Below are 19,347 nucleotides of genomic sequence, written 5' to 3' on the forward strand. Positions count from 1 at the left end.
ATTGACGTGATCAGCTGAGCACACCGAGAATTGCATGACAATGATGTCCATATTGTTCCGCCGAGCGGAACGACGAATCCGTCGACGAACGGATCCGATTCAAGGGAAGCGATCATGAGTACCCGGTTCCGCTTCGTGACGTTGGGGCTGGTCGTCGGCCTCATCATCATCAACTACATCGACCGCAGCGCGGTCTCCTACGCGGTCGAACCGCTCGAGCAGGAATTCGGGATCACCACCGCGCAGTACGGGATCATCAGTTCCGTCTTCTCGCTCGGATACATGATCGCGGCATTCCTGTCCGGGCCGCTGGTCGACCGGTTCGGGACCCGCCGGGTGCTGCTGGTCGCCGTCGCACTGTTCTCGGTGACCACGGCGCTGATCCCGATCGCCGGTTCGTTCGCCGGGCTGCTGGTCATCCGGTTGCTGCTGGGGATCGGTGAGGCGCCGGCGTTCCCGGCCGCCACCCGCACGGTGAGCCGCTGGCTGCCGGTCCGCGAGCGCGGGGTCGCGCTGGCGCTCTGCGGCGGCGTCGCGGTCTCCGGCAGCCTGCTGATCTCCGGCCCGCTGCTGACCTGGCTCACCGACCTCGTCGGCTGGCGCGGGATGTTCTGGACCCTGGCGATCCTCGGCGTGGTCTGGGCGCTGTTCGCCCTCACCCTGCTGCGCGACCTGCCCGAGGAGTCGTCCCGGGTGAGCGAGGCCGAGCGGGCGCTGATTGCCGAGGGGCAGGAGGCCGACGCCGGGGCGGGCCGCTCCCGGGTGCGCTGGCGCCCGCTGCTGACCAACCGGAACCTCTGGGTCGTCTCCGGCGGCTACTTCGCGTGGGGCTTCATGTTCTGGGCCTTCATGTACTGGCTGCCGTCGTTCCTGTCCGAGGGCTACGGGCTCAGCCTCAAGGAGGCCGGCGCGTTCTCGATCGCGCCGTGGGCCTGCGGCATCGTCGGCGCGCTGGCCGGCGGCGTCATCGTCGACCGGGTCTACCGCCGCAGCCCGCGGATCCGCAGCCGGTTCGCCGTGATGGGTGCGGCGCTGCTGCTGGCCGGGTGCTCGCTGGTGCCGCTGGCGATCTCGCCGACGCTGACCGTCGCGCTGATCTCGATCTCGCTGGGTGTCGGCTTCGGCTTCGTCACCGGCGGGATCTGGTGGGTCGCGGCGATCGACGCCGCCCCGGACCAGCCGGGCAGCGCGGCCGGGTTCGCCGACGCCGCGTTCGCCTCGTCCGGGATCGTGGCCCCCTCGGTCATGGGCTTCATCGTGGCCGGCACCGGGAGCTTCACCAGCGGCTTCGTCGTCATGGCCGGGCTGGCCGTGGCCGGCGCGCTGCTGATGCTGCTGGTCCCGCGCGAGCCCGCCCGCACGGCGGCCTCCGCCACCGAGGCCGCGGGCAACCCGGCGTGACGGGCGGCGGACCGGACCGCGACACCCTCCGCCCGGCGGTCCGGTCGGCCGTCACCCGCCTCGGCGCGTGGGTGTCTGGCCTGCGCTGGGCCGACGTGCCGGACGAGGTCCGCGAGCGGGTGGTGACCGTGCTCGTCGACGCCGTCGCGGTCACCACCCTCGGTGCCCGCGAACCCGCCCAGCGGGCCCTGGTCGATGCCTGGGACCCGCCCGCCGGACCGGCCCCGCTGTTCGGGACCGGGCGCGAGGTCGCGGTCGACGCCGCCGCGTGGCTCAACGCCACCGCCTCGGTGCGGCTCGAGCTCGACGACGGGCACCGGCTCGCCGCAGGCCACCCGGCGGCCCACGGGTTCCCGGCCGTCCTCGCGCTGGCCGCACGCCGCGGCGTCCCGGGCGAGGAGCTGTGCTGCGCACTGCTCGCCGCCTACGAGGTGGCCGCCCGGTTCGGGCGCGCCACCCGGCTGCGGCCGGGCACCCACCCGCACGGCAACTGGGGCATCGCCGGGGCGGCGGCCGGCTGCGCCCGGGTGCTGGGACTGTCCGCCGCGGACACCGCGACCGCGATCGACGCCGGCAGCGGCCTGCCGGTCGCGGGGCCGTTCGCCGCCGCGCTGGACGGCAACCCGGTCCGCGACCACTGGATGGGCGCGGCGAACCAGTCCGGGCTCGCCGCGGCCCGGCTGGCCGCGTCCGGGACCGGGCACCCGACCGGGGTGGCCGCCGACTCGCTCGGCGAGCTGCTCGGGAGCCTCGACCCCGCGGTTCTGGCCTCGGGGCTCGGTTCCGGGCCGGACCCCGCGTCGTGGGAGATCCTCGGCGGCTACTTCAAGCAGCACTCGTCGTGCTCGTTCACCCACGCCGCCGTCGACGCCGCCCTGGACCTGCGCGAGCAGGCCGGGGACGGGTGCGGCGGGATCGAGCAGGTGCTGGTCGAGGTCCACTCGCTCGGCGCCGCGCTCGACCGGACGTCCTGGCCGACCCCGCTGGCCGCGATGTTCTCGCTGCCGTTCACCGTGGCCACGGCGCTGCGCCGGGGCCGGATGGTCCCCGCCGACGTGTCCGCCGAGGCGCTGGCCGACCCGGTCACCGCGGACCTGGCCCGCCGGGTCACGGTGCGGGTCGCCGCGGACCTCGACGCACGGCTGCCCGCCGAGCGTCCCGCGCGGGTCACGGTCACCACCACCGGCGGCGACCGGCTGGTCGCGGAACGACCCAACCCGGTCGGCGACGTCGCCCACCACCCGTTCACCCCCGAGGACCGGGTGCGCGTCCTCGGCGACCTGCTGACCGGCTCCGATCTGCTCGCCGACCCCGGCCTGCTCGCCGGACTCCGGGACCGCTGCGCCGCGCTGCCCGCGGCGCCCGACGCCGGCGAGGCGCTGCGCTCGCTCGGCGCGCTCGCCCACCCGCGATGAGAGGAACACCCGTGCTCGTCCACTCCGTCACCCCGATCACGGTCGGGCAGGCCGAGGTCGCCCGCCGGCAGGCCCGCTACGACGCGCTCGCCCCGGCCGGTGTGCGCGTGGTGCTCACCGACCTCGGCCCCGACGGGCCGCGCGCGCTGGAGGGCGAGGCCGACCTGCGGCGCTCGGAGACGCTCGTCGCCGAGGCCCTGGCCGCCGCGCCGGCGTGCGACGCCGTCCTCCCGGACTGCGTGCTCGACCCCGCCGTCCCGGCCGGCGCGGCCGACCCGGCCGGGCCGCCGGTGCTCGGCCTGCTGCGGCTGACCGTCGGGGCCGCGGTCGCCGCCGGGCACCGGATCGGCGCCGTCACCCGCAACCGCACGATCGCCGACGAGCTGCAGCGCCGGATCGCCGCCTACGGCTGGTCCGGGTCGTTCCACGAGGTGGCGGTGCTGGACCTGGACGTGACCGACATCGACGACGCCGACCGGTGGGCCGCCGCGATGCGCCCCGCGCTGCTGGCCGCCCGCGAGGCCGGGCTGACCGCCGTCGTCAACGGGTGTTCGGCGGTCGACACCGGCCCGCCCGAACCGGGGATGCCGCTGGTGCTGGACCCGATCCGGACCGGGCTGGGGGTGCTCGGGGCGCTCGCCGCGAACCGGTGAGCCCCGCGCACCGGTGACCCGTCCTCCGACGACGACCTTGGCCCGGGCCGGTCGGACCGCTAGGCTGACTGACTGCCAAACGGATGGTAGGTAGCCAGGAGGCCTCGTGACCGACCCGACCACTGACACGTCCGACCGCCCCGTCATCGTCGTCGGTGCGGGCCTCTCCGGGATCGCGACGGCGCTCGGCGTGGCGCTGCGCGGCCGCCGCGCCGTCGTGCTGGAGGCCGCCGAGCTGGTGGGCGGCGCGGCCGCCTACTCCGGCGGGCAGATCTGGTGCGGCGCCAACCACGTCGCCGCCCGCGAGGGCATCACCGACGACCTGGCGGCGACCGAGCGCTACGTCCGCGACATCGCCCGCGCGCACCCGGAGGTGCTCGACGAGCAGGCGATGCTGCGCTGGATCCGGACCGCGCCGGAGGCCGTGCGGTACTGGGAGGACGTGGGCGCGATCCGGTGGACGGTGATCCCCGGCCTCGCCGACTACCACGACGAGGCCGACGGCGCGCTCGACGCCGGCCGCTACCTCACCAACGAGGTCGTCGACGGCAGCGTGCTCGGCCCGTGGCGGGAGCGCCTGCGGGTGAGCCCGTACTTCCCGGTCGGCACCACCTACGCCGAGATGTTCCGCACCGGACGGCGCGCCGCGCACGTCGCCGGCTCCGAGGACACGAGTTCGGGCGAGAACGGTTCCGGGGACGCCGGCGCCGGGGAACGGTCGGTGCCCGACCACGCGGGGGTCCCCGCCTTCGGTATCGCCGACGGGCGGGCCGCACCCGGGCGCGACGACGGTGCCGACCCGCTGACGTTCGGCACCGGTGTGGTCGCCGCCTTCCTGGCCCGGGCACTCGCCGAGGACCGCATCGAGATCCGTACCGCGCACCCGGTCACCGCGCTGCTGCGCGACGCGGGCGGCGTGACCGGCGTGCGCGCCGACGGGCCCGGCGGGCCGGTCGAGCTGCACGGGCCGGTCGTGCTGGCCACGAGCACCTACGACTGGAACCCCGACCTCGTGCGGGAGATGCTCGGCCTGGAACCGGAGGACTTCGGCAGCGTCGCCCCGGAGAGCCTGCGGGGCGACGGCATCACGCTCGCCCGCTCGGTGGGCGGGGCGACCGCCCGGATCCCCGCCACCAGCGTGCCGATCCTGCCGGGCTGGGAGTCCGACGCCGGGACCGGGTACGGCTACGGGCCGGAGTACGCGCTGCCGCACTCGATGATCGTCGACCGGGCCGGGCGGCGGTACTGCAACGACTCGTACTGGGTCGACATCGTCGCCAGGACGCTCGACCCCGACGACCCGCACCTGCCGTTCTTCCTGGTCTGGGACGACCGGCACCGGATCAAGTACGGCCTGGCCACCACCCCGCCCGGGGGCGAGTACCCCGCGGGCCGGGTGACCTCCGCGCCGTCGCTGCGCGAGCTCGGTGACCGGCTCGGGGTCGACGGAGCGCAGCTGGAACACACCGCGGCCACGTTCAACCGCAACGCCGCCCGCGGCGAGGACCCCGACTTCGGCCGGGGCACCGTCACCTACGTCAACCGGTTCGCGGGGGACCCGGAGCAGACGCCGTGCCCCGTGCTGGGACCGCTCGAGCAACCGCCGTTCCACGGGCTGCGGCTGAAGTTCGTCGGGACCGGGATCGGGTCCAGCGGTGTCCGCATCGACGGCGACGGCCGGGTGCTCGACGAGCGCGGCGGCACCGTGCCCGGCCTGTACGCGGTCGGCTCGTGCGCGGCGCTGACCACGACCGGCACCGGCTACAACAGCGGGTTCGCGCTCGGGCGCGGGATCACGCTGGCCTACCTGGTGGCGGGCGAGCTCGCCGCGGGGGTCGCCGGATGACGCAGGCGGCCGCCGGGCCGGCGCCGGACGCCGTCGCAGTGACGGATGCCGTGGCGACGGGGGACCTGCTCGCCACGCACGCGGGCGACACCCCGTGGGTCGTGGCGGGTGAGCCGACCACCCCCGCCGAGCTCGACCGGCGGGCCGGGCGCGTGGCGGCGGGGCTGCTCGGGCTCGGGCTCGAGCCGGGGGCGCACGTCTGCCTGATGATGCGGGCGAGCATCGGCTCGCTCGCGGCCTGGTTCGGGATCGCCCGGGCCGGGCTGGTCGAGGTCCCGCTCAACACCGCCACCCGTGGGCACCTGCTGGAGCACCTGCTCGCGCACTCGCGCGCCACGGTCGTCGTCACCGACCGGGAGTTCCTGCCGCTGATCGAGGCCGCCCGCCCGCCGCGGGTGCGGCACGTGCTGGTCACCGAGGACGACCTGCCCGGCCTCGACGGCGACCCGGCGCGGCTGCCCACGGTGGACCCGGACGCCACCGCGGTGATCCTCTACACCTCCGGCACGACCGGCCCGCCGAAGGGCGTGCGGCTCAGCCACCGCACCGGCGTGTGGCTGGCCCGGCGCGTCGTGTCGCTGATGGACTACACCGCCGCCGACCGGCTCTACTCGGTGTTCCCGCTGTTCCACTCGAACGCCCGGTTCACCTCGGTGCTCCCGGCGCTGCTGGTCGGCGGCGGCCTGGTGCTGGACCGCCACTTCTCGGCGAGCCGGTTCTGGGGCACCTGCCGCGAGCACGGCATCACCGTGTTCAACTTCCAGGGCGCGATGCTGTCGCTGCTGCACGGCAGGCCGGAACTCCCCGACGACGCGGACAACCCCGTCCGCGCCGGGTTCGGGGCGCCCTGCCCGCCCGAGATCGTCGACGACGTCGAGCGCCGGTTCGGGATCCGGCTCACCGAGATCTACGGCAGCACCGAGGCCCCGCTGATCGTGGAGGGACCGCCCGGGACCCGCCGGCTCGGCGCGGCGGGCAGGCCCGCCGCCGGGCACGAGGTCCGGGTGGTCGACCCCGCGGGCGAGGAGGTGCCGGCCGGCGAGGTCGGCGAGATCGTGTGCCGGCCGCGGGTGCCGGGGGCGCTGTTCAGCGGCTACCACGACATGGCCGAGGAGACCGTGCACGCCTGGCGGGGCCTGTGGTTCCACACCGGCGACCGCGGCCGGATCGACGCCGACGGCTACCTGTACTTCGTCGACCGGCTCTCGGACTCGATCCGCAGGCGCGGGGAGAACATCTCGTCGTGGGAGATCGAGCGGGCCGTCCTGACCCACCCCGCCGTCGAGGCCGTGGCGGCCTACGGCGTCGCATCGGCACTGTCCGAGGAGGACGTGATGGTCGCCGTCGTGCTCGCGCCCGGGCAGCGGGTCGACGCCGCCGGCATCGCGGCACACTGCGCGGGGCGGGTCACCGAGTTCGCGGTACCCCGGTACGTGCGGTTCGTCGACGCCCTGCCGCTCACCCCGAGCCAGCGGACCGAGAAGTACGTGCTGCGCGACGCCGGTGTCACGGCCGACACCTGGGACCGGGAGGCCCGATGAGCTACGAGCGGTTCGCCCTGACCCGGCCCGGTCCGGGCGTGGCCCTGGTGACCATCGACCGGGCGGACAAGCTGAACGCGATGGACCCGCTGTTCTTCGAGGAGCTCATCGCCGTCACCGAGGAGCTGGGCCGCGACCCCGACGTGCGGGCCGCGGTGCTCACCGGGGCCGGCCGGGCGTTCTCCGCGGGCGGGGACATCGACGGCTTCCACGACATGGCCGGCGACACCGCGCGGCTGCGCACCCACACCCGCCTCGTCTTCGACGCCTTCAGCGCCGTCGAACGCTGCCCGGTCCCGGTGATCGGCGCGATCAACGGCATCGCCTACGGCGGGGGCACCGAGCTGACCCTCGCCTGCGACGTCGTGCTGGCCGGCGAGTCCGCGGCCTTCGCCTTCAAGGAGCCCACGGTCGGCCTGACCCCCGGCTGGGGCATCGTCCGCGGACCGGACGTGATGGGCAGGCACTGGACCCGGATGCTCGCCCTCACCGGACGCACGATCGACGCGGCCACCGCCGAGCGGGCCGGGCTGGTCCAGGAGGTGCACCGGGACGGCGAGCTCCTCGACGCCGCCGTCGCCCTCGCCACCGAGATGGCCGAGCTGCCGCCGCTGGCCGTCGAGGTCGGGAAGGTCTTCGCCAACCGCGGCACCGGCGAGGGCTTCGCGGAGGCCCTGGAGGCCACGGTGCTGCTGTTCACCACCCCGGAGCACGCCGAGCGGGTCGCGGCGTTCCGCGCCCGCTGACCCCGGTTCCTATATCGGCGATACACCCTCTACGTTGTGCGGCGACACGGGCTGCGGCGGTCCGGACGCTGCCGCGACACGGACGAGGAGGGACCGATGACCACACCGGGGACGCGGCCGCGACTGATGCGGCCGGACGACGCGGACCGCTCCGAGGTCGCCCCGATCGAGCTGTTCTTCGACCTCGTCTACGTCTTCGCGATCATCCAGGTCTCCCACACGCTGCTGGCGCACCTGAGCCCGCTCGGCGTGCTCGAGACCGCGCTGCTGTTCGGTGCGGTGTGGTGGGTGTGGAACTACTCGGCGTGGGCGATGAACTGGCTCGACCCGCGCAGCGGCGTGGTCCGGGTACTGAACGCGCTGCTCATGCTGGCCGCGCTCGGCATGGCGCTGGGCCTGCCGCACGCCTTCGCCGAGGACGGCCTGCTGTTCGCCGCCTGCTACGCCGCGGCCCAGGTCGGCCGGGCGGCGTTCATGTGGGTCGCCATGCGCGGCCACGTACTGGCACGCAACTACCGCAACCTCTGCGTGTGGAGCATCGTGGCCGCGGTCCTGTTCCTGGTGGGCGCGTTCCTGCCGGCCGAGCTGCGGCTGGTCGTGTGGATCGTCGCGCTGGCGGTCGACGTCGCCGCTCCGATGGCCGACTTCCGGGTGCCCGGGCTCGGCTCGGCGCCGATGCACACCTGGCCGACCGATCCGGCGCACCTGGCCGAGCGGAACCGGCTGGTGTTCATCATCGCGCTCGGCGAGTCCATCCTGATCATGGGATTCACGCTGTCCGACCTGGCGGAGGTGACGGGCCCGGCGCTGCTCACGACCGTACTCGGCTTCGCCGGGCTGTTCGTGCTGTGGTGGGCCTACTTCGCCCTCGCCGGCCACGACACGGTCGCCAGCGAGCGGGGCGACGGCAGCACCGCGGCGCTGCGGTCGGCGTTCGCCTACGCGCACGCGCTCATGGTGGCCGGGGCCATCGTCGTCGCCGTGTCGATCGAGCTGCGGATCACCCACGCCGAGACCGGCCCGGCGCTGGTGCTCACCACCGTCGGCGGCCCGCTGATCTACCTCGCGGGCAACATCCTGTTCCTGCGCTCGCGCACCGGGGCGGTCGCCCGGGACCGCTTCGTCGCCGTGGGCGCGCTGCTCGTGATCGGGGTGGTGGCGCTCGCGCTCGGGCACACGCTGCCGCCGCTGCTGGTCGGGCTGGCCGTGCTGGCGGTGACGGCGACACTGGCCGTGGTCAGCCAGCTGCGGACCGACCGCGCGGCGGCCGCGGCCTGAGCCCCGGGACGGTCACGAGCGCCCGGCGGGATCGCCGTCCCGGGCGACGGCGGCCAGCCACTTCTTGAGCAGCACGGTCTCCGGGTGCCCGACGACCGCGTTGTCGTCGGGCAGCTCGCGCAGGATCGTGGCGGCGGCCTCCCCGATGCCGACGGCCGCCCCCGGCCCCCGGCCGTCACCACCGGTGATCGCGGCGAGGGTCGCCTCCCGCACGGCGGCCGACAGCTCCGGGTCGGGCCGTCCCGCGACGATCAGGCGCAGGGTCACGCCGACGTTCGCGGTCAGGACGTGGTCGGCGGCCTGCTCCGGGGGGACGACGAGCCGGCCCCGCCGGTCGGCCTCCCGGACCAGCCCCAGCAGCGCCTTCGCGGGACGGTCCTGGGCGACCGGCCGGCGCCCGGGCGTCACCTGCCCGTACATGAGCGCGTAGAACCCGGGGTTGGCCAGGCCGAACGCCACGTGCGCGTCCCAGCCGTCCCGGATGTCGCGGATCGGGTCCCCGCTGGGCTCCTGCGCCTCCTTCTGGGCGAGGTACTGCTCGAAGCCGTGCTCGACGACGGCGTCGAGCAGCCCCTCCTTGCTGCCGAAGAAGTGGTAGAGGGTGGGCAGCCGGACACCGGCCGCGTCGCAGATCGCGCGCAGCGGCACCGCCTCACCCGGTGCGGCGGCGATGAGGTCCGCGGCGGCCCGGAGGAGCCGGTCGCGGGTGCCGCCGGACTGCTGCTCACCCATGGCACGACTGTATGACGACGACTGCGGGCGGCGCCGCCGCAGGGCAGGGCCGACGCAGGGCAGTGCCGTCGCCGCAGGCGTCAGCGGGTCGTGTAGCCGCCGTTGGCGAAGATCGTCTGACCGGTGATCCACCAGCCCTCGGTCGCCAGGAACCGCACGATCGGCGCGATGTCCTCGATCTTCGTGAGCTGGTTGCCCATCGCCATCGACTTGTGGAACTCGACCCGCTCCGGGGTCTCCTGCGGGTAGAAGAACGGGGTGTCCATCGGGCCCGGGCCCACGCTGTTCACCGAGATGCCGCGCTCGCCGAACTCCTTGGCCGCCGCCCGGGTGAAGTGCTCCACCGGCGACTTGCCACCGGCGTAGGTCGAGTAGCCGTCGGTGAACGCCGCGAGCAGCGAGGTGACGATGGTGATCACCTTGCCGTTGTCGGCGACGGTGCGGCCCGCCTCCTTGATGAAGAAGTAGGCGGCCTTGGAGTTGATGTCGAACATCGCGTCGTACTCGTCCTCGGTGGTCTCCACGATCGGCTTGCGGAGGACCTTGCCGACGGTGTTGACGGCGACGTCGATCGGCCCGAGCGATCCGGCCGCGTCGGCGAAGACCTGCTCCACCGCCGCCGGGACGGTCAGGTCCCCGCGCAGGAGCACACCCTCACGACCCGCCGCCTCGACCGCCTTCAGCGTCTCCTCGGCCTCCGGCCGGGAGGACTCGGAGTTGTAGTGGATCGCCACGTTCGCCCCGGCCTCGGCGGCCTGGCGGCTGATCAGCCCGCCCAGGTTCTTGCCGCCCCCGGCGACGAGCACGTTCTTGCCCTGCAGCGTGTGCGCGGTCATCGGCACCTCCTGTATCGATTGTCAGCATGAACGTAACATTGATACAGGATGCCGTCGACCGGGCCGCCGGACGCTGCCGAGCGGGCGATCAGCCGACCGTGAGCACCACCGTGCCCCGGATGTGCCGCGTTCGGCACGGTCGTGCGCCTGCGCGGCGGCCTCGACGGCGGACACGCGCAGACACACGCGGCCACGCACGGACACGCACAGACACACGCAGACACACGCGGACCCGGCCAGAGGATCGTCCGTGCCCGGAACACCCGCACCGAGTTGCAGCTCAGCGCGAATTGTCGATCTCGACACGACGCTGAGCTGCATCTCGGCGGGATCGGTGCCGGGCGAGGCGGGATCGGTGCCGGGCGAGGCGGGATAGGCCCGACGGCCGGGCCCGGGGAGCACCCGGGCCCGGCCCCGCTGAGGAGGTCCCCCATGGCGCGCTACCTCGCAGGCCGGTCCACACAGGCCGCCTTGACGATCTTCCTGGTCGTCGCCCTGACGTTCGTCCTCGCCCGGATCGCGGGCGACCCCACCGCACTGCTGCTCCCCGCCACCGCAACCGAGGCCGACGCCGCCGAGTTCCGCCGGGCGCTGGGCCTGGACCAGCCGATCATCGTGCAGTTCCTGAGCTACCTCGGGGACATGTTCCGGCTGGACTTCGGGGAGTCGCTACGCGGCGGCGGGTCCGCGTTCGACGTGGTCATGGACCGGATCCCCGCGACGCTCTCGCTGGCCGGGATCTCCCTGTTCGTCTCGCCCGTCCTGGCGCTGGGCCTCGGCCTGGTCGTGGAGCTGACCCGCTCCGAGCGGCTGCGCAGCGCGATCCTGACGCTGGCGCTGCTGCGCGAGGCCGTCCCGGTGTTCGTGTTCGGCCTCCTGCTGGTCGCACGCGATCAGATGCCACCGGACACGGGCACGGGAGACCCCGGCGCTGACCGTCGGTCCATGTCGGAGCCCGGCTGCAACTCCCGCTCCCCGGGAGCTCTCGCCAGACGTGGGGAGAGCAGAGACACGCTGCCCGCCGCCGGCAGGTGATCACAGCCTGTCTACGATTCGGCCGCGTGATCATGGAGCCGCCGTGTCGTCGTCCTGGCTGATCTGGGTGTTCGCGGGCGGCCTGATCCTCGTCGCCGGCTTCGGCGTCGCGCTGGTGCCGAGGCTGCGGGCCCGCGCGTCCGGCCGGGAGGTCGCGTGGTCGACCGCGCGGGCGGCGATCGAGAGTGCGACGGTGAGCCGCGACGCATGCGTCGATCGGCCGGATGCGGCCGCGCAGGCGCTGGCCAGGGCGGAGGCGATCCTCGCCCACGGTGGCGGCGCCCGTGCGGCGCGCACTGCGACCGAACAGGCCCGGCGGGCCGACCGGCTGTGGCGGGCGGCCGCCGGTGAATGACCGCACGTTCCGCAGATCGCTGATCACCCAGTTCGTACGCGTCGTGCTCGCCGCCGTCGCGATCGGCTGCGTCGTCTTCTTCGTGCAGGACCAGGGCCGGGGTGCGGAGGTCACCTACGGATCCCCCGGCGGGCGCGAGCAGCCCGAGGCCGAGCCGGCCGAACTGCCGACGGTCAGCCTGCCCTCGGCCGGGGAGATGGCGGCGATGCTGTCCGCGGAGCCGGTCGTCCGGCTGCCCGGCTCCATCGCCTCGTGGGACGCGGAGCGGGTGCGGCAGGCCGGCGGTGGCCGCGACGTCCGGATCATCGCCACACCGCCCGGGCTCACCAAGGAGCAGCGGTCGGCGCTCGGGGACGTCGACTCCGAAGTCCGCCGCGAACTCGAGGACGACGAGAACACGACCGTCCTCACGATCGACGGAACGCGGGTGTCCGGCGGTATCTACGAGGTCGCCCCGAGCACCCTCGACGAGTGGCGGGCACAGTTCGGCCGCCACGACGTGACCGTGTCCCTGGTCACGCTGATCAATCAGCTGACCGGGGCGGGCGACGCGCCGGTCGAAGGTCCCGCGGACGAGCGGCGGGAACCGACCGCCGACGAACTCGAGGTCGTCACGACGCAGCTGCGCGCCACCGGCCGGTTCGTCGCGCCCGGCGCGTCGCTGACCGACGTGCCGGCCGAGGCATCGGCCGAGGCGTTCGGGGACGTGCCGGCGCTGTACGCCGCGTTCCCCGTCCAGCCGCTCGAGGAACCGGCACCCGACTACGGCCCCGCGCTCACCCGGCAGTTCCCGGAGACGCCGATCGTCGTCCTGTACGGCTCGTGGATCGAGTACCACGGCCCGCACGCGGCCGACTTCGCCGACGTCGTCTCGGCCGGGTACTACTCGCAGTTCGGGAGCGTGCTCGGCCGAGGCCAGTACCCCCAGAGCAACTCACTGCGCCTGTTCCTGGGCCGGATCGCCGACGTCCGCTACGCGGGGCTGTTCGACCGGCCGCTGCCGTACACGCCGTTCGACCCGCTCACCGTCACGCTGCCCGCCCTCCCCTGGATCTTCGCGGGCTCCGCGGCGCTCCTGCTCGCACTGTCTGCGCGGCCCCTGCTGCGCCGCAACGCGAGCAGACCGCTGGGCACGGCCGCCCGGCTGGGCGGGCTGAGTGCGCTGGCCGTCGAGGTCTCCGGGCTCACCGATCGGGCCGAGGACCCTGCGCTCGCCCGCGCGGTCGTGCACCTGCAGGCCGCCCGCGACGCCGTCGCGAAGTCTCTGCCCGACAAGCACATCAACACGCTGCTCGACGACGCCGCCGCCGAACTCGACCGGATCGGCCGGGCCGTCCCCTTCGACGGCTATCGGCCCGCCGACTACCTCCGGAGGCAGCGGGCATGAAACCGATCATGCGGCAGCTGTGGACGTGGTTCGGCCTCGGCACCGTGGCCTGCCTGCTGCTGGCGATCTGGGCACTGTGGACCGCAGGTCTGTTCGAGGGTCCCGCTGCCCGGACGGTGCGCACGACGTCGGTCTACTCCGCGCCCGGGATCGAGCTCGACACCGCGGCCGCCGAGCGGATCATCGGCAACCGGCGGCTCGTCGTCGTGATGCCCGAGCCCGGTGCCGACCTGAGCGCGGAGTGCGACGCGCTGGGCAACGCGGCCGCGGGCACCCTGGTGCTGGCGATGGCCCGCGACGGCGACGAGTTCGACACCTACGGTTGCGGCTTCCTCGCGGGCGGGGAGGTCGACGACGGCGGCTTCGGCGAACGGGCGGTCGCGGAATCCAGGATCGGCGCCGGGATCGACGGGTTCGTCGACCGGCCGCTGGACGCGCTGAAGGTCGTCGTCCTCAACTACGACCAGCTGGTCGACCTCGAGGTCCTGCCCGACGACGCCCGCACGTTCAGCCCGTCCCTGCCGCGCTACCTCATCGCCGCCGCCGCGATCACCGCGGTCGTCGGCGGCGCGCTCGTGTTGTACCTCGCGGCGCACCGGGCAGGCGCCCAGGCGGCGGCGAGCAGCGTCCGCCGCGAGGAGTCCGACGACACCCGCGCCGTGCTGAGCGCCGAGATGGCACTCGTCGCGCGACAGATCATCGACCTCGACGGGCGGCCCGGACACAAGCGCGCCGCCCGCCACACCCGCCTCGCCGTCGCCTACTCCACCCTGCTCGACGACATCACGGCCGCCGACCGCGACGGCCGGCCCGACTACGAACAGTTCATCAGCCGTGCCAAGGCGCTGTCCGGGGATCTGCGCGGACTGGAGTAGAGCCGGTCGACCGTCCAGCGCGCCCTGCGAGACCCTCGGCCGGGATGGTCACGCGTGGAGCCGGAGGTCGGGATCGAACCGACGACCTACTGTTTACAAGACAGTTGCTCTACCACTGAGCTACACCGGCGGGTGATCCCAGCGTAACGGCTCTGCCGTCGTCGCAACCTCCTGGCCTGCCCATCCGTCGCACGGTGTGGGCCCGGCCGTGCCGCCGCAGGCGGCGCGGGCCCCGGCTCTAGCCTGGTGGGGAGCCGAGCAGACATCCAGACGGAGGTGACGGGGATCGTGGCCGAGGACAGGCCGACAGCCGACCGGTTCGCGCGGCGGCTGCGAGGCGCGCTGCGCCGCGACGCCAAGCGGCTGCTGACCCCCGGCCCGTCGACGGTGCCGATGCTCATGCTCGGCCCCCAGGTGCCCGACGACGCCCAGGTCCAGCAGGTCCTCGACCTGTGCATGCGGATCGGCGAGATCGAGCTGTCGTCCGGGGAGTCGGTCGACGAGGTGACGGCCACGATGCTGCGCCTGGCCAACGCGGCCGGCCTGCCCGCCGTCGACGTCGACATCACGTTCACCTCGATCACGATGTGCTGCCACCGCGGGAACGCGGCCCAGCCGGTCACCACCATGCGCCTGGTCCGCTACCGCACCCTCGACCTCTCCCGGCTCGCCGAGACCGAGCAGGTCGTCCGGGACATCGAGGCGGGCCGGCTCGACGTGCGCGCGGCCTCCTCCCGGGTCTCCGAGGTCATGCGCAGCCCGCACCCCTACCCGCGCTGGATCGCGACGGTCGGCTGGGCCGGCCTGGCCGCCTCGATCGCCCTGCTGCTCGGTGGCGGGCCGGTCACCGCGACCGCCGCCTTCGTCACGACCGCGATCATCGACCGGATCGGGCGCTTCCTGTCCCGGCTGGGCGTCGCGGCGTTCTTCCAGCAGGCGCTCGGCGGGTTCCTCGTCACCGCCTCGACGATCCTGCTGATCGCGGTCGGCCTGTTCCCCGCCGGGACCCGACCATCGTTCATCGTCGCGGCGGGCATCACGGTGCTGCTGTCCGGGCTGAGCGTGGTCAGCACCGTGCAGGACGCCCTGACCGGCTACTACCTGACCTCGGCCGCGCGGATCGTGGAGATCTCACTGCTCTCGGCCGGGCTGCTGACCGGGGTCGTCCTCGGCCTGCAACTGGGCTTCCAGTTCGACGTGACGATCGAGGTGTCCGGGGATCTGCCCTCCAGCGTCGGGCAGTTCGGACTGTCGATGATGTCCGGTGCGACGGCGGCGGCGTTCTACGCGCTCGCCGGGTACTCGCCGCTGAAGTCGCTGCCGATCGCGGGCGCCGTCGGCGGGGCCAGCTGGGCGGTCTACGGGTTGATGACCCAGGTGATCGGCGTCGGACCGGTGCCCTCCACCGGCGCCGCGGCGCTGGTCGTCGGCCTGGTCGCCGGGCTGCTGCGCCGGGGCACCGACACCCCGTCGATGGTCATCACGCTGGCCGGCGTCACCCCGCTGCTGCCCGGTCTCGCCGCCTACCAGGGCTTCTACCAGCTGGCCGTCGAGGGCGTCTCCGAAGGACTGGTCACGGTGACCGTCGCGCTGGCGCGCGGGCTCGCGCTGGCCGCGGGCGTGGCGCTGGGCATCTTCATCACCCGCCCGCAGCGCACGCCGGAGGAGACCCCGTCCAACGACTCGCCGTCGTCGGTCTCGTCGACCGGTTCGGGCTTCATGCAGGCCCCGACCCCCACCCCGGAGCGGCCGGAGGCCGCCGACACCGCGCCGGTACCCGCGGAACCGAAGTAGGCTCGGCGGCGGGCCGGGGACGAGCCCGGGCCCGCGCGTCGAGGAGGGTATGTGACCAGCGGCGAACCGGTGACCGCGGCGGATCTGGTGGTGGTGGCCAACCGGCTGCCCGTGGACTACGAGGAGCGCCCGGACGGGAGCGTCGGCTGGAAGCGCAGCCCGGGTGGCCTGGTCACGGCGCTGGAACCGACGTTGCGGGCACGGGAGGGCGCCTGGGTCGGCTGGCCCGGCGTCCCGGACGTCGACGTCGAGCCGTTCGCCCAGGACGGCCTGTCGCTGTTCCCCGTGCGGCTGTCCGCACAGGAGGTGCAGGAGTACTACGAGGGCTTCTCCAACGCCACGCTGTGGCCGCTCTACCACGACGTCGTCGCCCAGCCGCAGTTCCACCGGCACTGGTGGCGCGCCTACACCGCGGTCAACCAGCGATTCGCCGAGGAGGTCGCCCGGGTCGCCGCGCACGGTGCGACGGTCTGGGTGCAGGACTACCAGCTCCAGCTGGTGCCCGGCCGGCTGCGCGAGCTGCGCCCGGACCTGCGCATCGGCTTCTTCCTGCACATCCCGTTCCCGCCGGTCGAGCTGTTCCGCCAGCTCCCCTGGCGGACCCGGATCATGGAGGGGCTGCTCGGCGCGGACGTCATCGGCTTCCACACCGACGGCGGCGTCCGCAACTTCCACTGGCTCGCCCAGGAGCTCGCCGGGGCCTCCCCGGACGACGACCCGGAGTCCGTCCACTACGGCGACCGGCGGATCCGGCTCGGCGCCTTCCCGATCTCGATCGACTCGAAGCACCTCGACGAGGTGTCCCGGGCGAGCGAGGTCGTCGAGCGCGCCGCCCAGGTCCGCCGGGAGCTCGGGAACCCGACCAAGATCATCCTCGGGGTGGACCGGCTGGACTACACCAAGGGCATCGACGTCCGGCTGCGCGCCTTCCACGAGCTCCTCGAGGAGGAGCGCGTCACGGTCGACGATGCCGTGATGATCCAGCTCGCGACGCCGTCCCGGGAACGGGTCGAGCACTACCGGCAGATGCGCGACGAGATCGAGCTCTCGGTCGGGCGGATCAACGGCGAGTACGCCCGGGTCGGTCACCCGGCGGTGCACTACCTGCACCGGTCGCTGCCCCGCGAGGAGCTGGCCGCGTTCTTCCTCGCCGCGGACGTCATGCTCGTGACACCGCTGCGGGACGGCATGAACCTCGTCGCCAAGGAGTACGTCGCCTGCCGGCACGACGACGGCGGCGTCCTGCTGCTCTCCGAGTTCACCGGCGCCGCGATCGAGCTCACCAGCGCGCTGCTGGTGAACCCGCACGACACCGACGGCGTCAAGGAGGCCCTGTACACGGCGCTGACGATGCCGCCGGAGGAGGCCGCCAAGCGGATGCGGACGCTGCGCCGTCAGGTCCTCGACCACGACGTCGACCGCTGGGCCCGCTCCTTCCTGACCGCGCTGGGTGTGCAGGTGGACGCGTGAGGGCAGGCCCCGTGACGCTGGACGAGGCGCTCGACCGGGTCGCCCGGGTGGGCCGGCTGCTGGTCGCGCTCGACTTCGACGGGGTGCTCGCCCCGCTGGTGGACGACCCGTCGGACTCCCGCCCGCTGCCGGGGTCCGCGCGGGCGGTCCGCCGGCTCGCCGGGCACGACACGACGACCGTGGTCATGGTCTCCGGGCGCGGCCTCGACGACCTCGCGACCGTGTCCGGGTTCGGCCCGCCGGTCGGGCTGGTCGGCAGCCACGGCGCCGAGTTCGATCCGGAGCTCGCCGCCCGGCTCGGCAAGGACGGGGTGCTGACCGAGGCCCAGGCCCGGCGCCGCACCGAGCTGCTGGCGGGCCTGCGGGAGGTGGTCGACGGGACGCCCGGCGCCCGGCTCGAGACCAAGCCTGCCGGTGCGGCGGTGCACGTGCGCGGGATGGCCCCGGCTGCCGGGACGGCACTGCTGGAGCGGGTCGCGGCCGAGTGGGTGCGCGACGGCGTCGACGCGACCGAGGGCAAGGACGTCCTGGACCTGGCGGTGCTGCGGACCACCAAGGGGTCGGCGGTCGCCGCGCTGCGCGACGTGCTCGGAGCCGACGCGGTGCTGTTCGCCGGGGACGACGTCACCGACGAGTCCGTCTTCCGGATGCTGCGCGCCGGCGACGTCGGGATCAAGGTCGGCGACGGCGACACGGCGGCCGGGCACCGGGTGGCGGATCCGCACGAGCTGACCGGCGTGCTCGACGACCTCGTGGCCCGGCGGGGCTGACCGGCCCCGCCGGCGTCCTCACCAGCCGGAGAAGAACTCCCCGGACTGGCGCAGCGCCCGCGTCGTCGTCCCCGTGACCAGCTCGGTCGGGAGGGTGACCTGCTCGGAGATGTTCCGGTCGCCGCGCTCGAGCAGCAGCCGGCCGGCCTCGCGGCCCTTCTCCCGGAACGGCTGCCGGACCGTGGTCAACCCGACCCGGTCGGCCTCGGGCACGCCGTCGAACCCGGCGACCGACAGGTCCTCGGGCACCCGGAGGCCACGCTCACGGGCCTCCCCGAGCGCGCCGAGGGCGAGGATGTCGGAGGTGCAGACGAGCGCGGTGATCCGCGGGTGTGCCTCCAGCAGCGCGGCCGCGCCGTCCGCACCGGCCTCCGCGGTGTGTTCGAACCGCTCGATCACCGGGACCGACGACCAGTCGACGCCGGCCTCGGTGAACGCCTCGCGCAGCCCGGCGAGCCGCTCCCGCTGCACGCTGTAGGAACCGCCCTCCTGCCGGGCGAGGTCGGCGGGCCCGTCGTGGCGGCGGGAGCCGAGCCGCATGCACAGCACGCCGATCCGCCGGTGCCCCAGCTCCACCAGGTGCCTGCCGAGCGCGAGCGTGCCCGCACGGTCGTCCACCCCGACCCGGTCGACGCCCTCGACGGCGGCCGGCTGGTCGCACACCACGGTCGGGACCGGCCGCTGCAGCACGGCGCGGAAGTGCGGGTCGTCCTCGCTGACCGAGTAGACGACGAACCCGTCGACGCCCGCCTTGTACACGGCGTCGACGTCGGAGTGCTCGGGGCTGACCGGCACCAGCAGCAGGCCGGTCCCGGCCTTCTCGCAGGCCAGCGCCAGGCCCTCCAGGAACCCGGTCGCGCCGGGGTCGCGGAACGCGTAGCTGAGCGCCTCGGTGAGCAGCAGCCCCACCGCGCCGGCCCGACGGGTGCGCAGCGACCGGGCGACCGGGTCCGGGCCGGGGTAGCCGAGGCGGCGGGCCGCCTCCAGGACACGCTCGCGCAGCGGCGCCGACAGCTGGTCGGGCCGGTTGTAGGCGTTCGACACGGTCGTCCGGGACACGCCGAGCTCGGCGGCCAGCGACGCCAGCGTCGCCGGACGCCGCGGATGCGGGGGACCGGTCATCCTCCGAACGGTAGCCGCGCGGTCACGCACGTGGAAGGCCACCCCGGGCCCGCCACGCGGATCACATCGGCAGCGGGCACCTCCGCCTGTA

General features: G+C 74.1%; 17 protein-coding genes and 1 tRNA gene. 14 read left to right on the forward strand and 4 right to left on the reverse strand.

Going from position 1 to position 19,347, the window contains the following annotated elements; genetic code table 11:
* The first annotated feature begins 114 nt into the window (after positions 1-114).
* From BM093_RS02195 to BM093_RS02225, 7 genes are all read left to right on the forward strand, one after another.
* Positions 115-1,401, forward strand: coding sequence for an MFS transporter (locus tag BM093_RS02195; protein ID WP_093336300.1), 1,287 nt, complete (start codon positions 115-117; stop codon positions 1,399-1,401).
* A complete protein-coding gene (locus tag BM093_RS02200; protein WP_093336303.1) occupies positions 1,398-2,816 on the forward strand; it encodes an MmgE/PrpD family protein in 1,419 nt (472 codons plus the stop codon). The genes BM093_RS02195 and BM093_RS02200 overlap by 4 nt, the downstream gene beginning before the upstream one ends.
* A gap of 11 nt (positions 2,817-2,827) precedes the next feature.
* Positions 2,828-3,469, forward strand: coding sequence for an aspartate/glutamate racemase family protein (locus BM093_RS02205; RefSeq protein WP_093336305.1), 642 nt, complete (start codon positions 2,828-2,830; stop codon positions 3,467-3,469).
* A gap of 106 nt (positions 3,470-3,575) precedes the next feature.
* On the forward strand, positions 3,576-5,315 hold the full coding sequence (locus tag BM093_RS02210) for an FAD-dependent oxidoreductase (protein WP_093336307.1): 1,740 nt from the start codon (positions 3,576-3,578) through the stop codon (positions 5,313-5,315).
* The gene (locus BM093_RS02215) at positions 5,312-6,856 is read left to right on the forward strand and encodes an AMP-binding protein (RefSeq protein ID WP_093336309.1); all 1,545 of its coding nucleotides are present in this window, start codon (positions 5,312-5,314) and stop codon (positions 6,854-6,856) included. Before BM093_RS02210 ends, BM093_RS02215 begins: the two co-directional genes overlap by 4 nt.
* On the forward strand, positions 6,853-7,602 hold the full coding sequence (locus BM093_RS02220) for an enoyl-CoA hydratase/isomerase family protein (protein WP_093336311.1): 750 nt from the start codon (positions 6,853-6,855) through the stop codon (positions 7,600-7,602). The genes BM093_RS02215 and BM093_RS02220 overlap by 4 nt, the downstream gene beginning before the upstream one ends.
* Before the next feature lie 96 nt (positions 7,603-7,698).
* Complete coding sequence (locus BM093_RS02225; RefSeq protein WP_093336313.1) at positions 7,699-8,880, forward strand: low temperature requirement protein A; 1,182 nt, start codon at positions 7,699-7,701, stop codon at positions 8,878-8,880.
* 12 nt (positions 8,881-8,892) lie between these two features.
* Here the strand turns inward: BM093_RS02225 and BM093_RS02230 are convergent, their stop codons facing one another.
* The gene (locus BM093_RS02230; RefSeq protein WP_093336316.1) at positions 8,893-9,612 is read right to left on the reverse strand and encodes a TetR/AcrR family transcriptional regulator; all 720 of its coding nucleotides are present in this window, start codon (positions 9,610-9,612) and stop codon (positions 8,893-8,895) included.
* An 80-nt stretch (positions 9,613-9,692) separates the two neighbouring features.
* Positions 9,693-10,448: an SDR family oxidoreductase gene (locus tag BM093_RS02235; protein WP_093336630.1), complete on the reverse strand. Its 756-nt coding sequence runs from the start codon at positions 10,446-10,448 to the stop codon at positions 9,693-9,695.
* 432 nt (positions 10,449-10,880) lie between these two features.
* Between BM093_RS02235 and BM093_RS02240 the strand changes: the two genes are divergently transcribed.
* The 4 genes from BM093_RS02240 to BM093_RS02255 are packed head-to-tail and all read left to right on the forward strand — an operon-like array spanning position 10,881 to position 14,100.
* On the forward strand, positions 10,881-11,483 hold the full coding sequence (locus BM093_RS02240; protein WP_093336318.1) for an ABC transporter permease family protein: 603 nt from the start codon (positions 10,881-10,883) through the stop codon (positions 11,481-11,483).
* A gap of 43 nt (positions 11,484-11,526) precedes the next feature.
* Positions 11,527-11,838, forward strand: coding sequence for a DUF6403 family protein (locus tag BM093_RS02245; RefSeq protein ID WP_093336321.1), 312 nt, complete (start codon positions 11,527-11,529; stop codon positions 11,836-11,838).
* Complete coding sequence (locus tag BM093_RS02250; RefSeq protein WP_218162624.1) at positions 11,831-13,225, forward strand: hypothetical protein; 1,395 nt, start codon at positions 11,831-11,833, stop codon at positions 13,223-13,225. Before BM093_RS02245 ends, BM093_RS02250 begins: the two co-directional genes overlap by 8 nt.
* On the forward strand, positions 13,222-14,100 hold the full coding sequence (locus BM093_RS02255) for a hypothetical protein (protein WP_093336324.1): 879 nt from the start codon (positions 13,222-13,224) through the stop codon (positions 14,098-14,100). Before BM093_RS02250 ends, BM093_RS02255 begins: the two co-directional genes overlap by 4 nt.
* Before the next feature lie 55 nt (positions 14,101-14,155).
* Here BM093_RS02255 and BM093_RS02260 read toward each other — a convergent pair.
* A tRNA-Thr gene (locus tag BM093_RS02260) sits at positions 14,156-14,230 on the reverse strand.
* 158 nt (positions 14,231-14,388) lie between these two features.
* Between BM093_RS02260 and BM093_RS02265 the strand changes: the two genes are divergently transcribed.
* From BM093_RS02265 to otsB, 3 genes are read left to right on the forward strand one after another with little or no spacing between them, the layout of a single operon-like run.
* Positions 14,389-15,894 carry a threonine/serine exporter family protein gene (locus BM093_RS02265; RefSeq protein ID WP_245773240.1) on the forward strand — a complete coding sequence of 502 codons (1,506 nt, stop codon included), beginning with the start codon at positions 14,389-14,391 and terminating at the stop codon, positions 15,892-15,894.
* 51 nt (positions 15,895-15,945) lie between these two features.
* Positions 15,946-17,364 (forward strand): alpha,alpha-trehalose-phosphate synthase (UDP-forming), encoded by a 1,419-nt coding sequence (locus BM093_RS02270; protein WP_093336326.1) that lies wholly within the window; start codon positions 15,946-15,948, stop codon positions 17,362-17,364.
* On the forward strand, positions 17,361-18,134 hold the full coding sequence (otsB, locus tag BM093_RS02275) for a trehalose-phosphatase (protein ID WP_245773241.1): 774 nt from the start codon (positions 17,361-17,363) through the stop codon (positions 18,132-18,134). Before BM093_RS02270 ends, otsB begins: the two co-directional genes overlap by 4 nt.
* Before the next feature lie 18 nt (positions 18,135-18,152).
* Here the strand turns inward: otsB and BM093_RS02280 are convergent, their stop codons facing one another.
* Positions 18,153-19,256: a LacI family DNA-binding transcriptional regulator gene (locus BM093_RS02280; protein WP_093336331.1), complete on the reverse strand. Its 1,104-nt coding sequence runs from the start codon at positions 19,254-19,256 to the stop codon at positions 18,153-18,155.
* Between the last annotated feature and the right edge of the window lie 91 nt (positions 19,257-19,347).

The sequence above is a fragment of the Pseudonocardia ammonioxydans genome (genome assembly GCF_900115005.1).
Lineage (GTDB): Bacteria > Actinomycetota > Actinomycetes > Mycobacteriales > Pseudonocardiaceae > Pseudonocardia > Pseudonocardia ammonioxydans.